This is a genomic window from Halomonas cupida (genome assembly GCF_900142755.1).
GTDB lineage: Bacteria > Pseudomonadota > Gammaproteobacteria > Pseudomonadales > Halomonadaceae > Halomonas > Halomonas cupida.
Genome location: NZ_FRCA01000013.1, coordinates 33,598 through 48,367 on the forward strand (window position 1 = coordinate 33,598; position 14,770 = coordinate 48,367).

The 14,770-nt window shown below is 61.5% G+C and carries 10 protein-coding genes; 7 read left to right on the forward strand and 3 right to left on the reverse strand.

Annotated elements, in window-relative coordinates; all coding sequences use genetic code 11:
* Nucleotides 1-75: 75 nt before the first annotated feature.
* The 7 genes from hutI to BUE38_RS19210 all read left to right on the forward strand — a co-directional run bounded on the left by hutI (nucleotide 76) and on the right by BUE38_RS19210 (nucleotide 10,341).
* Nucleotides 76-1,302 carry an imidazolonepropionase gene (hutI, locus tag BUE38_RS19180; protein WP_234987106.1) on the forward strand — a complete coding sequence of 409 codons (1,227 nt, stop codon included), beginning with the start codon at nucleotides 76-78 and terminating at the stop codon, nucleotides 1,300-1,302.
* Nucleotides 1,299-2,321, forward strand: coding sequence for a formimidoylglutamase (gene hutG / locus BUE38_RS19185; protein WP_234987107.1), 1,023 nt, complete (start codon nucleotides 1,299-1,301; stop codon nucleotides 2,319-2,321). Before hutI ends, hutG begins: the two co-directional genes overlap by 4 nt.
* A 68-nt stretch (nucleotides 2,322-2,389) precedes the next feature.
* Entirely contained in the window at nucleotides 2,390-4,099 is a 1,710-nt protein-coding gene (gene hutU / locus BUE38_RS19190; RefSeq protein ID WP_073436851.1) for a urocanate hydratase, read from the forward strand.
* Nucleotides 4,100-4,179: 80 nt separating this feature from the next.
* Nucleotides 4,180-5,787, forward strand: coding sequence for a BCCT family transporter (locus BUE38_RS19195; protein ID WP_073436852.1), 1,608 nt, complete (start codon nucleotides 4,180-4,182; stop codon nucleotides 5,785-5,787).
* Nucleotides 5,780-7,333 (forward strand): HAL/PAL/TAL family ammonia-lyase, encoded by a 1,554-nt coding sequence (locus tag BUE38_RS19200; protein ID WP_073436853.1) that lies wholly within the window; start codon nucleotides 5,780-5,782, stop codon nucleotides 7,331-7,333. The genes BUE38_RS19195 and BUE38_RS19200 overlap by 8 nt, the downstream gene beginning before the upstream one ends.
* Nucleotides 7,326-8,858, forward strand: coding sequence for a histidine ammonia-lyase (gene hutH, locus BUE38_RS19205; RefSeq protein ID WP_073436854.1), 1,533 nt, complete (start codon nucleotides 7,326-7,328; stop codon nucleotides 8,856-8,858). The genes BUE38_RS19200 and hutH overlap by 8 nt, the downstream gene beginning before the upstream one ends.
* 130 nt (nucleotides 8,859-8,988) lie before the next feature.
* Nucleotides 8,989-10,341: a Na+/H+ antiporter family protein gene (locus BUE38_RS19210; RefSeq protein ID WP_073436855.1), complete on the forward strand. Its 1,353-nt coding sequence runs from the start codon at nucleotides 8,989-8,991 to the stop codon at nucleotides 10,339-10,341.
* 182 nt (nucleotides 10,342-10,523) lie between these two features.
* On the opposite strand, the gene exaC is transcribed toward BUE38_RS19210, so the two are convergent.
* From exaC to fruA, 3 genes are all read right to left on the reverse strand, one after another.
* Entirely contained in the window at nucleotides 10,524-12,044 is a 1,521-nt protein-coding gene (gene exaC, locus BUE38_RS19215; RefSeq protein ID WP_073436856.1) for an acetaldehyde dehydrogenase ExaC, read from the reverse strand.
* A 100-nt stretch (nucleotides 12,045-12,144) separates the two neighbouring features.
* Nucleotides 12,145-12,714, reverse strand: a complete 570-nt coding sequence (locus tag BUE38_RS19220; RefSeq protein ID WP_073436857.1) for an antibiotic biosynthesis monooxygenase — start codon at nucleotides 12,712-12,714, stop codon at nucleotides 12,145-12,147.
* A 277-nt stretch (nucleotides 12,715-12,991) separates the two neighbouring features.
* The gene (gene fruA, locus BUE38_RS19225) at nucleotides 12,992-14,752 is read right to left on the reverse strand and encodes a PTS fructose transporter subunit IIBC (protein WP_073436858.1); all 1,761 of its coding nucleotides are present in this window, start codon (nucleotides 14,750-14,752) and stop codon (nucleotides 12,992-12,994) included.
* Nucleotides 14,753-14,770 lie beyond the last annotated feature (18 nt).

Sequence of the window (14,770 nt, forward strand, 5' to 3'; positions counted from 1 at the left end):
ATCAAAAAATGCGTGACGAGGAACTATCACTGCGCTAGCCTAATTGTATATACATTTGAATTGCGGAGTGCAGCCATGCCTCTCACATCCCGGCCCACCGAGATGACAAGCCCGCTACTGTGGCGTGACCTCTGCGTCTTCGACGGCCACCAGACCCTGCCCGAACCCATGGCCGTGGTGGTCGCCGACGGACGGATCGTCCAGCTCACCCCTATGACAGCGTTCGATGCCTCTGACCTCGAGCACTATCAGGACATGGGCAGTGGTGGTGTGATGACGCCCGGCCTGGTGGATTGCCACACCCACCTGGTATTCGGCGGCAGCCGTGCCGACGAATACGAGGCACGGCTGGAAGGTGTCAGTTATGAGGAGATCGCAAGACGTGGTGGCGGAATTCTGAGCACCGTCAATGCCACGCGAAGCGCCACTGAGGACGAGCTCTACGCCACAGCGAAGCCCCGCCTGGAAGCGCTGATCGCCGATGGTGTGACCACCGTGGAGATCAAGTCCGGCTATGGCCTGGATGTCGACAACGAACTGAAGATGCTGCGTGTTGCCCGCCGTCTCGGCGAGAACCTGCCGGTCCGGGTGATGACCACGCTGCTCGGCGCCCACGCCCTGCCCCCGGAATACCGCGACAACAGCGATGGCTATATCGATCTGGTGTGCGACGAGATGATCCCGCGTGCCGCGTCGGAAGGACTGGCTGACGCCGTGGATGTGTTCTGCGAGAAGATCGCCTTTTCCGTCGCTCAGTGCGAACGCGTGTTCCGTGCGGCCCTTGCTCATGGTCTGCCGATCAAGGCCCACGCCGAGCAACTGTCCAACCTGGGCGGTACGGCCATGGCGGCAGGGCTCGGTGCGCTGTCTGCCGATCATATCGAGTATCTCGACGCGCACGGCATCGACGCCATGCGTAAAGCCGGCAGTGTCGCCGTGATTCTGCCCGGCGCCTTCCTGACCCTGCGCGAAACCCAGCGTCCGCCGATCGCCGGGCTGCGCGAAGCCGGGGTACCGATGGCCGTGGCCACCGATGCCAATCCCGGCAGCTCCCCCATGTTCATGCCGACCCTGATGCTCAACCTGGCCTGCACCCTGTTCCAGTTGACGCCGCGGGAAGCGCTCTCCGGCATGACAGCCAACGCCGCCAGCGCCCTGGGACAGCCCAGCCTGGGACGCATCCAGGAGGGTGCCCCTGCCGATCTCTGCGTATGGGACATCCACTCCCCTGCCGAGTTGGCCTATGCGGTACAACCGGGCCGTCTGCGTCAGCGCATCTTCCACGGAGGCCTGAGCGCATGAACGAGAAGACCCGCACAGCGTCTGCCAACGACAATATGTCCGCTATCGACATGAGTCCCTGGCAGGGACGTACCGACCCCGAACCCGACAGTGACCGCTGGCACCAACGCATTCAGCCGCTGGCCCCGAGCGCCGTGCCTGGCACCGCGCTGATCGGCTTTGCCTGCGATGCCGGAGTGGCACGCAACCAGGGGCGTATCGGTGCCGCCGGCGGCCCTGCAGCCATTCGTCGTGCGCTCGCCCCGCTGGCCTGGCATCGCCAGGGGCCGGCCCATGATGCTGGCGACGTGGTGTGCCAGGGCGACGCGCTGGAGGAGGCCCAGCATGAACTGGCCAGCCAGGTGGCTGGACTACTGGACAACGGCCATCGCCCGTTGGTGCTGGGCGGCGGTCATGAGGTCGCCTTCGCCAGTTGGTCCGGGCTGGCCAGACATCTCGAGAATCACGAAGCCCTGTCAGGTAGCGCGGAGCCATGCCAGACCGAGCCATGTAAAGCCAGGCCACGTATCGGCATCATCAACCTGGATGCGCATTTCGATCTGCGCGACCCCAGCCACGTGCGTTCATCCGGCACTCCCTTCGCCCAGATTGCCGACAGCTGCAGCGAACGCGGCTGGCCGTTCCGTTATGCCTGCCTGGGAGTCAGCCGTGCCGCCAATACCCGGGCGCTATTCCAACGGGCAAAGTCGCTTGGAGTGCTGGTTCGCGAAGATCGTGAGTTCACGCCGGCACGCAGCGAAGCCCTGGTACGCGATCTGGGTCGCTTCATCTCACGTTGCGATCACCTCTACCTGACCACCGATCTGGACGTCCTGCCCAGCGCCGAAGCGCCCGGCGTCAGCGCGCCCGCTGCCCGTGGTGTGTCGCTGGCCATGCTCGAGCCCTTGATCGAGTCAATCCGCGACAGCGGCAAGCTGCGGCTGGCCGATATCGCTGAGCTCAACCCCGAATTCGACCAGGACAATCGAACCGCCAGAGTCGCGGCTCGGCTTGTCCATCTACTGACGCTCGATACCTGATTATCGAAGCATCGATCGCCGACCATCAAAACCGATCATCAAGGCCCCCAACACGAGGATTATCTGCCATGTCACTTCAGGATCAGCCAGTTCATGACCCGTCAGTTCGCGACAAGCGTCACGACCCCAGCCGCAAAATTGCCGCTCCCACCGGCAGTGAGCTGTCCTGCAAGAGTTGGCTGACCGAAGCGCCACTACGCATGTTGATGAACAACCTGCACCCGGATGTTGCCGAACGTCCCGAGGACCTGGTGGTATATGGCGGCATCGGCCGTGCCGCGCGCGACTGGGAGTGCTTTGACCGGATCGTCGAGACCCTGCGCCGTCTGGAGGACAACCAGTCACTGCTGATCCAGTCCGGCAAGCCGGTGGGTGTCTTCGAGACCCACAAGGATGCACCTCGCGTACTGATCGCCAACTCCAACCTGGTACCCTCCTGGGCCAACTGGGAGCACTTCAACGAGCTCGACCGCAAGGGCCTGATGATGTACGGCCAGATGACGGCAGGCTCGTGGATCTACATCGGCTCCCAGGGCATCGTCCAGGGCACCTACGAGACCTTTGTCGAGGCCGGTCGTCAGCACTTCGACGGCGAACTCAAGGGACGCTGGATTCTCACTGCCGGCCTCGGTGGCATGGGCGGCGCCCAGCCTCTGGCAGCGACCCTCGCCGGCGCCTGCTCCCTCAACATCGAGTGTCAGCAGACCAGCATCGATTTCCGCCTGCGGACACGCTATCTGGACGAGCAGGCCACCGACCTGGATGATGCCCTGGCACGCATCGAGCGCTACACCGCCGAAGGCAAGGCGATCTCCATCGGCCTGTGCGCCAACGCCGCCGACGTACTGCCCGAGTTGGTACGCCGTGGCGTCAAGCCGGACATGGTTACCGACCAGACCAGCGCACACGACCCCCTGCACGGTTACCTGCCCGCTGGCTGGACATGGCAGCAGTACGTGGAGCGCGGCAAGAGCGAAGCGGAAGCTACAGTCAAGGCAGCCAAACAGTCCATGGCCGTGCATGTCCGCGCCATGCTCGAGTTCCAGAAGATGGGCGTGCCAACCTTCGACTACGGCAACAACATTCGCCAGATGGCCATGGAAGAAGGCGTCGACAATGCCTTCGACTTCCCCGGCTTCGTGCCCGCCTATATCCGTCCGTTGTTCTGTCAGGGAATCGGCCCGTTCCGCTGGGCGGCGTTGTCCGGTGACCCCGAGGACATCTACAAGACCGACCAGAAGGTCAAGGAACTGATCCCCGACGATCCGCACCTGCACAACTGGCTCGACATGGCCCGTGAGCGCATCGCCTTCCAGGGTCTGCCGGCGCGTATCTGCTGGGTCGGCCTCAAGGACCGCGCACGCCTCGGCCAGGCCTTCAATGAAATGGTCAAGAGTGGCGAGTTGAAGGCGCCGGTCGTCATCGGTCGCGACCACCTCGACTCCGGCTCGGTGGCCAGCCCCAATCGCGAAACCGAAGCCATGCAGGACGGGTCGGATGCGGTCTCTGACTGGCCGTTGCTCAACGCCCTGCTCAACACCGCGGGCGGCGCCACCTGGGTCTCCCTGCACCACGGCGGCGGCGTCGGCATGGGCTTCTCCCAACATGCTGGGGTGGTGATCGTGGCGGACGGCAGCGACGATGCCCATGCTCGTCTGGGCCGCGTGCTGCGCAACGACCCGGGTACTGGCGTCATGCGCCATGCCGATGCCGGTTATGACATTGCCAGGCGCAGCGCCAGGGAGAATGGACTGGATCTGCCGATGCTCAAGGACTGATCCTCTCTTCTCGATCCCACCGGCGTCGGCAGCCACTGCCGACGCCTTCCAACAACAATACCCGCCGAGACACTCCCCCGATGAATACGCACAACGATGCAAGCGACAACAGACGGCGCCTGAAGCTCAGCGTGTTCCTGCCGGCCTTTGCGATCATATTGTTGGCTGTCGCCGTTGGCCTGGTGAACAACGAACTGCTGGTCGAGGTCGCGAAGCAGCTGTTCTATATCTCGCTGTCGGACTTCGGCTGGCTGTATCAACTGGTCGCCGTAGCAGCACTGCTGATCACCGGCTTCATCTTCTTCTCCAGGGCGGGAAACATTCGTCTTGGTGGCAAGGATGCCAAACCTCAGTTCTCACTGGCCTCCAACTTTGCCATGGCACTGACCGGTGGTATTGCCACTGGGGTTGTCACCTACTCGGTCAACGAACCGATCATCTATCTGGGCAATATCTACGGTGAGATAGCTCAGCAGGATTTCGCTGCCGGCAGTGGTGAAGCCGCGATCTTTGCGCTGGCCAGAAGCTTCCACAACTGGAGCTTCATTCCCTACGCCATCTATTCCATTGTCGGCCTGATGATCGCCTACATGCATTTCAACCGACGTCAGAAATTCTCGATTTCCTCGACCATTACGCCGGTACTCGGTGCTCATGGCCACAAGCCGGTGGTACGTGCCGTGGTAGACATCATCTCGGTGCTGGCGATTGCTCTGGGACTGGCGTCTTCACTGGGAGCAGGGTTGGCGCTGATCAGCTCTGGACTGCAGGCCCAGTACGGCGTGGTGCCCAATGCCACCACCTGGCTGATGATCAGCCTGGTCATCGCAGCCATCTTCATCACCTCGGCAGTGTCCGGTCTCAAGCGCGGCATCCGGGTACTGTCGTCGCTCAATGCCTGGATCTTCTATGCCTTCGTCGCCGTTCTGGTGGTGGTCGGACCACTGACCTATATCCTCAGTCTGTCGGTGACCAGTCTCGGCTACTGGATGGACAACTTCTTCCTGTGGTCCTTCGACACCAAGGAGGCTGGAGGTGAAGCACTGGTCACCTGGTGGACCATGTATGACTGGTCGATCTGGATTGCCTACGCCCCCTTGATGGGCCTGTTTCTGGCCCGAATCTCCTACGGCCGTACGCTGCGTGAGTTTCTGGTCATCAACTGGATTCTGCCATCGGTCTTCGGCCTGGTGTGGTTCGCGATCTGGGGCGGCGCAGCGATCAAATGGCAGATGGATGGCAGTATCGATCTGATCAACATCGTCACCGAGAACGGCGCCGTCTCCGGACTCTGGGGCTTCCTGCAGCATCTGCCCATGGCCGCGCTGCTGGTACCGTTGGCGATCTTCACCCTTGTCATCTCCTTCTCCACTGCTGCGGACTCGATGTCATCGACCATTGCGACCATCTGTACCCGCAACATGTCCGCTGATGAAGAGTCGCCAACTCGACAGAAGATACTTTGGGGACTATCGATTGCCGTTATCGCCTACATCATGGTGGCCTTCGGCGGCGGCGCCCAGGGTGTCGACGGCATCAAGTACCTGGCAGCGGCCGGTGGCTTCGCCGTGGTGTTCCTGTTCGTGCTGATCCTGATCTCGGCCGCAAGGGTATTCATCTCGGGCCATGTCGATGACCAACCCGAATCTGCTCAGCAACTCAAGTCAGTAGAAAATGACCATGCATGACGACCAGCATATCGAACTCGGCACAGCACCTGTGGTCTGGCAGGACGTCGTCAGGATCGCTCGTCACGGGGCCAGTCTGTCGCTGTCCCGGGACGCCCGGGAGCGAATCGCCACGGCACGTCACGTCGTGGACGACATCGCATCCTCGGCCACGCCACATTACGGCATCAATACTGGACTCGGTGCCTTGTGCGATGTCGTGCTTGAACCCAGCGAGCTGGAGCGACTCTCCCGCCATACACTGATGAGCCACGCCAGCGGTGTCGGCCCACCATTGAGAACGGAGCAGGTCAGAGCCATCATCTGCTGCGCCATCATCAACTATAGCCATGGATACTCCGGCATCAGCCCGGCTGTTGTGGAAGGCCTGCTACGACTTCTGAACGAGCGGATCACTCCCATCGTGCCTTCCCAGGGTTCTGTCGGCTATCTCACTCATATGGCGCATATCGGCCTGGCCTTGCTGGGTCACGGAAACGTCGAGTTCCAGGGCCAGAACATGCCAACGGACCAGGCGCTCAACGCCATCGGTATGTCGCCGTTGAGTCTGGGTCCCAAGGACGGTCTGAGTCTGGTCAACGGAACGCCCGCCATGACAGGGTTGGCGTGCCTGGCACTGGATGATGCTGACCTCCTTGCCGCCTGGGCCGATGTCATTGGCGCCATGAGCTTCGAGGTATTGGGAGGCCAGTTGGATGCTTTCCACCCCGACGTGATTCGGCTCAAACGACAGCGCGGTGTCCAGCAGGTGGGGGACAACTTGCGCCACCTGCTCGAAGGTAGCCAGCATCTGGCACGCCGCCAGGGACAGCGACTTCAGGATGCACTGAGCCTGCGCGCCATGCCTCAGGTACACGGCGCCTGCCGTGACCAGTTCAAGCATGCCGCCAGGCAGATAACGCAGGAACTCAATTCGGCTTCCGACAATCCTCTCGTCGTCGTCAACCAGGACGGCTATCGGATCATCTCCCAGGCAAACCCACATGGTGCCTCTGTCGCCATGGCTTGCGACCTACTGGCTATCGCCGTTTGCGAGTGGAGTTCCATATCCGAACGACGCCTCTATCGCCTGGTCACTCCGCAGGCCAACCAACTTCCTCCGTTCCTGACCACGGAGAGCGGCGTCAAATCCGGCATGATGATCGCACAGTACTCCGCGGCCTCTCTGGTCGCGGAATGCAAGCGCCTTGCCCAGCCCGCCGTTACCGACAATTTCCTGACCTCCGGGCTGCAGGAAGACCATTTGAGCCTGGGAGAGAGCGCGGCTCTGAAGTTGGACCAGGCGCTCGAGAATGCCGCTATGGTGCTCGCCATCGAATACCTGCTGGCGTCGCAGGCCATGGACCTGGTCGATGACCAGAATTTCGCTCCTGCGACCACGCTTGCCTGGCACACTCTACGGGAGCGTGTTCCTTCCTACAGCGAAGAACACGCCCTTTCCCATGACATGCAGTCAACCCGCGACCTGCTTCGCGAACATACATCGTTGGCAACATTCCGCCGACACGCTCCACACCTCAATCCAGGGAATGAACATCATGTCTAGTATGCAGATCTCTCCCGGTCAGATGACGCTGGCACAGGCACGCCAGATCTTCGCGGCTTCCACCCGGGTCAGCCTGCCGACCAGCGCCGATGCGGATATTCGCCGTGCCGTCGATTGCGTCAACCGCGTGGTCGAGGAGGATCGCACCGTTTACGGCATCAACACCGGCTTCGGTCTGCTGGCCCAGACCCGTATCGAGAAGGATCAACTCGAGGACCTGCAGCGCTCGCTGGTGCTGTCCCACTCCACCGGCGTCGGTGCTGCCATGGATGACGCCCTGGTACGGCTGATCATGGTGCTCAAGGTCAATAGTCTGGCGCGGGGCTTCTCCGGTATCCGCCGTGAAGTGCTGGATGCCCTGATGGCACTGATCAATGCTGAGGTCTATCCGCATATTCCGCTCAAGGGCTCGGTTGGCGCCTCCGGTGACCTGGCCCCTCTGGCACACATGAGCGTGGTACTGCTCGGCGAGGGCAAGGCCCGTTACCGCGGTGAATGGCTGACCGCCACCGAAGCCCTCGGCATCGCCGGCCTCGAGCCACTGTCATTGGCTCCCAAGGAAGGTCTGGCACTGCTCAATGGCACCCAGGTCTCCACCGCCTATGCCCTCAAGGGGCTGTTCGAGGCCGAGGATCTGTTCGCCGCGGCCACCGTCTGCGGCTCGCTGACCGTGGAAGCCACATTGAGCTCGCGCTCTCCCTTCGATGCTCGTATTCATGAGGTACGTGGTCAGCGCGGTCAGATCGATGCCGCTGCGACCTATCGCCACCTGCTGGGTACACACAGCGAAATCAGCAATTCTCACGCTGATTGCGACAAGGTGCAGGACCCCTATTCCCTGCGCTGCCAGCCCCAGGTCATGGGCGCTGCGCTGACCCAGATTCGCCAGGCCGCCGAGGTATTGGCCATCGAGGTCAACGCGGTATCAGACAACCCGCTGGTATTCGCCGAACAGGGGGACATCATTTCCGGCGGCAACTTCCACGCCGAACCTGTGGCCATGGCGGCCGACAACCTGGCGCTGGCCATCGCCGAGATCGGCTCGCTCACCGAACGGCGTGTTTCCCTGATGATGGACAAGCACATGTCCCAGTTGCCGCCCTTCCTGGTGGAAAACGGAGGGGTCAACTCCGGCTTCATGATCGCCCAGGTTACCGCCGCGGCTCTGGCCAGCGAGAACAAGGCACTGGCGCATCCCCACAGTGTCGATAGCCTGCCGACCTCCGCCAACCAGGAAGATCATGTCTCCATGGCGCCGGCCGCGGGCAAACGGTTGTGGGAGATGGCCGATAACGTGCGCGGAATCCTTGCCATCGAATGGCTGGCCGCCTGCCAGGGACTCGACTTCCGTCAGGGCCTCAAGACCACGACAGCACTGGAAGAGGCGCGCCACACCCTGCGCGAGCGTGTCGCCTACTACGACAAGGATCGTTTCTTCGCACCGGATATCGATGCCGCCTGCGAGTTGCTGTCTTCCGGCGTTCTCAACGCGCTGATACCTGCTTCGCTGTTGCCGAGCCACTGATACTCGGCCGGTCATGCCGGTCTCCAACCCTGATCCCCGATCCATGGTCCCGGTCCCGTGTCTCTATGACGCGGGACCACTTTGACCGGCAAACGCCCCCCGTCCGATAAACACAAACAAGGGGAAATCGATGAATGCCATCGTACTTTCTGTTCTGATCATGGTCAGCCTCAGCCTGTTGCGGGTATCCGTGGTCTTCGCACTGATCACCGCCGCCGTGGTCGGTGGGCTCTATGCCGGGTTACCCGCCAACGAAATCGTCTCAGCCTTCAATGATGGCCTTGGAGGTGGTGCCTCCGTGGCGCTGGCCTACGCTACCCTCGGTGCCTTTGCCGTCATGCTGTCACGCTCGGGAATCACCCAGCGGTTGTCCGGGCGGCTCATTGGGCTATTCGAGAACGGCAACCACACTCATGCCCAGGTAAGGCTCGTCACCTGGGGCCTGTTCGTGGCCCTGATTCTTGCCGGCTTCGCTGCCGAAACCATCATCCCGGTACACATCGCCTTCATTCCTATCCTTGTGCCTCCCTTGCTGATGGTCATGAATCACCTGTCACTGGATCGTCGAGCGGTGGCCTGCGCCATCACCTTCAGCATTACGCTGATGTACATGACCACGCCGATCGGCTTCGGCTCGATCTTTCTCAACGATATCCTGATGGGCAACATCAACAATGTCGGTGACAGCCTGAACTTTCACATCGATCGGAGCACTCCTCCCAAGGCCATGATCATCCCGGCCATGGGCATGGGGCTTGGCCTACTGGTGGCGATCTTCATCAGCTATCGTCGCAAACGCGAATACCAGGCTCAGGACATTGCCGGACAGGCAGAAACGTCCCGAGACGCGGCAAACTTCCGTCTTGGATGGTGGCAAATAGGCATCATCATTGCCGCCCTGGTGGCTGCTCTGGTGGTACAACTGTGGAGTGGATCGATGATCTTCGGTGGCCTGGCCGGTTTCGCCCTGCTCTCTTTCAGTGGCATCGTGCGTTGGCAGGATCAGGACAGCGTCTTCACTCAGGGCATGCGCCTGATGGCAATGATCGGCTTCATCATGATCGCTGCCGCCGGCTTTGCGGGGGTGATGAAAGCCACCGGCGAAATCCCGTCCCTTGTACAGGGCTCCGTTGACATGATCGGCGACAGCCGCGCCCTGGCCGCGCTGGTAATGCTGATGGTGGGGCTGTTCATCACCATGGGGATCGGCTCGTCCTTTGCCACCATTCCGATCATCGCTGCCATCTATGTGCCGATGTGCTTGAGTTTTGATTTCTCGCCGCTGGCGACGACTGCCCTGGTAGGTACCGCCGCCGCACTGGGCGACGCAGGCTCACCAGCTTCCGATTCGACTCTCGGACCAACCGCCGGTCTCAACACCGATGGCCAGCACGACCATATCTGGGATACCGTCGTACCGACCTTCATGCACTTCAACCTGCCGCTGATCGCCTTTGGCTGGCTTGCAGCCATGACGCTCTAGGCTCTTGCCCTGCCCTGAAAAGGAACCGAGCCACGAACCCATTGACTGGCTCGTGGCTCGCAACCCACAGGGATGTGGGAAGTGCGTGCTCGTGTCGGGAACACGAGTAGCCGATCCACATGGATGTGGGAAGTGCGTTTGTTCGTCGGGAACGAACATAGCTGGCTCGTAGCTCGTGAAACCTAGAAGAACCCCAGCGGATTGGTGTCGTAGCTGACCAGCAGGTTCTTGGTCTGCTGGTAGTGTTCCAGTGCCACCTTGTGGGTCTCACGGCCGACGCCGGACTTCTTGTAGCCACCGAAGGCGGCATGAGCGGGGTACTGGTGGTAGCAGTTGGTCCATACGCGACCGGCCTGAATGCCACGGCCCATGCGGAAGGCGACGTTGATGTCGCGGCTCCACACCCCGGCGCCAAGACCAAACTCGGTGTCATTGGCGATCGCCAGGGCCTCGGCTTCGTCCTTGAAGGTGGTGACAGCCACCACCGGGCCGAAGATCTCTTCCTGGAAGACCCGCATGTCGTTGCGACCCTTGAGCAACGTCGGTTCGATATAGAACCCATTCCCGAATCCATCGCCAACGTCAGCCTTGCCGCCGCCGGTAATGAACTCGGCACCCTCCTGCCGGGCGATCTCCATGTAGGACATGATCTTGTCGAACTGCTCCTGCGATGCCTGAGCGCCCACCTGAACATCGGTATCCAGCGGATTGCCACGCTTGATCTTCGTTACCCGCTCCATCACGCGCTGCATGAAGGGTTCGTAGATACTTTCCTGGATCAGTGCCCGTGATGGGCAGGTACAGACCTCTCCCTGGTTGAAGAACGCCAGCACCATGCCTTCCGCTGCCTTGTCGATGAACGAGGGTTCGGCGTCCATGATATCGGCGAAGTAGATGTTCGGTGACTTGCCACCCAGTTCCACCGTGGAAGGAATGATGTTCTCGGCGGCGCACTTGAGGATGTGCGAACCGATCGGCGTCGAGCCGGTAAAGGCAATCTTGGCGATACGCTTGCTGGTGGCCAGCGCCTGACCGGCTTCTTCGCCAAGACCATTGACCACATTGACCACACCGGGCGGGAGCAAATCGCCGATCAGCTCCATCAGCTTGAGGATCGAAGCCGGTGTCTGCTCGGCGGGCTTGAGGACCACGCAGTTGCCGGCCGCCAGCGCTGGTGCCAATTTCCAGGTGGCCATCAGCAACGGGAAGTTCCACGGGATGATCTGCCCCACCACGCCCAGTGGTTCATGGAAGTGATAGGACACGGTATTGGCGTCGATATCGGCTGCGGTACCTTCCTGGGCCCGAATACAACCGGCGAAATAGCGAAAGTGATCGACAGCCAGCGGAATATCGGCATTGAGCGTTTCACGAACCGCCTTGCCGTTGTCCCAGCATTCCGCCACGGCAAGTGGCTCGAGATTGGCCTCGATGCGGTCCGCAATCCTGAGCAGCAGATTGGAGCGCTCCGCCGCCGAAGTGCTGCCCCAGGCGGGTGCCGCCGCATGGGCGGCATCAAGGGCCTTGTCGATATCCTCCGCCGTCGAACGAGGAATACGGCAGAACACCTCGCCATTGACCGGGCTGACGTTGTCGAAGTACTGGCCCTTCACCGGTGGCACGAATTCACCACCGATGTAGTTGCCGTAGCTGTCGTCAAAGTTCACTACGGCGTCGGGCTGTCCGGGGTTGGCATAAATCATGGTGTGTCTCCACTGGAGAAGGAAGGTGGCTGATTACCCTCCTCCAGTCTTGGTCAACTCACCCTTTACTGCCAGTTCTCCACCAACCCCGTGAGCTCCATCATCCACTGCGCTTCATGCGCAGACGCGGCAAGCGTGCAGACTCAGCCTGCAACCAGGGTGCCAACAAACGTGTGGAAAGAGGAATGAAGATGAACACCATCACCGGCGTCAGCATCAGGGTACTGGCCAGCACTCGCGGCACCGTAGGCAGCCCCGCCAGAGCATCTCCGAACAGCAGCTGAAACATCAACGACACGGGGAAGAACGCCAGCCAGATGGCAATGGCCTGCTTCCAGCGCGGAGATGTCCGCGGACCGGGGACGGAAAACCAGCTATCCATGCCCACGGCACGATGCTCCTCGGGCTCGTCGAACAGACCGGCTCCTCGCTCCAGCCAGGCACGGCGTGAAGCCGAGTGCTCCCAACGCTCAAGGGTCTCGGCATTCTGAAAGCGGAAGATGATCTGATACTCGTCGTCACCCGGCGGCGGCGCCAGAACCCCGGAACCCAGATATCCGGTGAAGTCTGCGGCCAGTTCACGGCCTTCATCCAGCCACTGACTGAAATCGCCATAGCGACCGCTGGCCACACGACGCGCCACCATCAAGGTAACAGGTTGGTTCGACACAGGGATCTCCTCGTCGGATTCAGGTGAAACCGGGCCTGGATAAGGCCCGGGGAAACGCGGATCGACGATGTTGGCGTCACGGATCAGCGATTTCCTGAATACTGCACTGCAATATGAGCGCTATTATGGCACAGACGAAGAGCAAGAGAAGCTTCGAGCTTCGAGCTTCGAGCTTCGAGCTTCGAGCTTCGAGCTTCGAGCAGTATGGTGGTACGGCACTGCTCGCTGCTCGAGCGTAGCGTGCTCGTCGCTCGAAGCTCCTATCTGGACTTTCCCCTCAACCTCCCTGCATCGCCGCCATCGACTCGGCGTCACGACGCTTGAGCATGGCATAGCCCACGCCCGTCACCAGTGATCCGGCGAGGATGGCGATCAGATAGCCCACGACCGGGGTGATGGCGTTGGGAATCAGCAGCACGAAGACGCCACCATGTGGGGCCATCAGTTTGGCTCCCACCAGCATCGAGATGGCACCGGTGATCGCGCCTCCAATCATCGCTGCCGGAATCACTCTCAAGGGATCACGCGCAGCAAAGGGAATCGCACCTTCGGTGATGAAGCAGAGGCCAAGAATGAATGACGCCTTGCCGGCCTCGCGCTCGGCCTGAGCAAACTTGCTGCGGGCAACGAACGTCGCGATCCCCATGCCGATGGCCGGTACCATGCCTGCGGCCATGATCGCCGCCATGGGCGCGTAGGTCTCGGAGGCAAGCAGGCCGACGCCGAAGGTATAGGCTGCCTTGTTGACCGGGCCGCCGAGGTCGAAGCACATCATCGCCCCCAGCAGGATGCCCAGCAGCACCGCATTGGTCGAGCCCATGCTGGCCAGGAAGGCCGTCAGCTTGCCGAGAATACCGGCCACCGGTTCCCCCACCAGATAGATCATCACCAACCCCGTCACCAGACTGGATATCAGCGGAATGATCAAGATCGGCTTGAGCGACTCGACGCTGGACGGCAGCCGGACATGGCGAGTCAGTGCCCTGGCTACATAGCCGGCAAGGAAACCGGCGATGATGCCACCGATGAAGCCGGCACCAAGGTTGGCGGCCAGCATGCCGCCGATCATGCCGGGTGCAATCCCCGGGCGGTCGGCAATCGAGTAGGCAATGTAACCGGCCAGCACCGGCACCATGAGAGCGAAGGCGGTGCCTCCACCGATCTGCATCAGCGCTGCCGCCAGAGTGCCCTCCTCCCTGAAGGCCTCGATGCCGAAGACGAAGGACAGGGCAATCAGCAGACCACCGGCCACCACCATCGGCAGCATGAAGGACACCCCGGTCAGCAGATGCTTGTAGATGCCCTTTTCCTTGAAGCTGCGTGCGCCTTCATTGCCCTTGGCTGCCCCTGACTCGGCACTTTCCAGTTCAGCCTCGCCAAGCGCTGCTTCAATGGTCTGTCGTGACTTCTTGAGGGCGTTGCCGGTCGAGGTGCGATAGATCCGCTTGCCGGCAAACCGCGCCGCATCAACCTCGATATCACAGGCGAGAATCACCAGGTCGGCATTGGCGATCTCATCGTCGGTCAGTTGATCCTGGGCCCCCACCGAGCCCTGTGTCTCGACACGCACCTGATGACCGAGAGCACGTCCGGCTTCGGCCAGCGCCTCGGCCGCCATGAAGGTATGGGCGACACCGGTTGGGCAGGCGGTCACCGCCACAATGCGCTGGGCAGCACTGTGGCTGGCCTCCAGGCTGGAAGTGGAAGCAGGCACATCACCCAGTGGCGTAAAGACGCTGGCGTCACGCTCGGCCTGGCGCAGAAACGCTTCGGGTTGCGGCAGGGCCTGATGGACTGACCCACGATAGAGGCGCTTGCCGCTGAAACGCTGTGGATCCGGTAGGCTACCGCCTACCGCAATGATCAAGTCGGCATTGGCAATGGCCTCGGCGGAAACCGGCGCCAGGCGCTCGAGGCTTGAATGCACCTCGAGATCCATTTGCCAGTCCAGCGCCTGAGCAGCGGGCCTGAGACGCTCGGCAACCAGATAACTGGTCGCCATTCCGCTGGGACAGGTGGCAATCAGAATCACGTTCATGCGGGTACTTGTGCATAT

Bases quoted from the DNA above. Each gene is read 5' to 3' on its own strand.
- BUE38_RS19210 (WP_073436855.1), top strand. From the start codon at position 8,989: ATGAATGCCATCGTACTTTCTGTTCTGATCATGGTCAGCCTCAGCCTG.
- fruA (WP_073436858.1), bottom strand. From the start codon at position 14,752: ATGAACGTGATTCTGATTGCCACCTGTCCCAGCGGAATGGCGACCAGT.
- hutI (WP_234987106.1), top strand. From the start codon at position 76: ATGCCTCTCACATCCCGGCCCACCGAGATGACAAGCCCGCTACTGTGG.
- hutG (WP_234987107.1), top strand. From the start codon at position 1,299: ATGAACGAGAAGACCCGCACAGCGTCTGCCAACGACAATATGTCCGCT.
- BUE38_RS19195 (WP_073436852.1), top strand. From the start codon at position 4,180: ATGAATACGCACAACGATGCAAGCGACAACAGACGGCGCCTGAAGCTC.
- hutH (WP_073436854.1), top strand. From the start codon at position 7,326: ATGTCTAGTATGCAGATCTCTCCCGGTCAGATGACGCTGGCACAGGCA.
- BUE38_RS19200 (WP_073436853.1), top strand. From the start codon at position 5,780: ATGCATGACGACCAGCATATCGAACTCGGCACAGCACCTGTGGTCTGG.
- exaC (WP_073436856.1), bottom strand. From the start codon at position 12,044: ATGATTTATGCCAACCCCGGACAGCCCGACGCCGTAGTGAACTTTGAC.
- hutU (WP_073436851.1), top strand. From the start codon at position 2,390: ATGTCACTTCAGGATCAGCCAGTTCATGACCCGTCAGTTCGCGACAAG.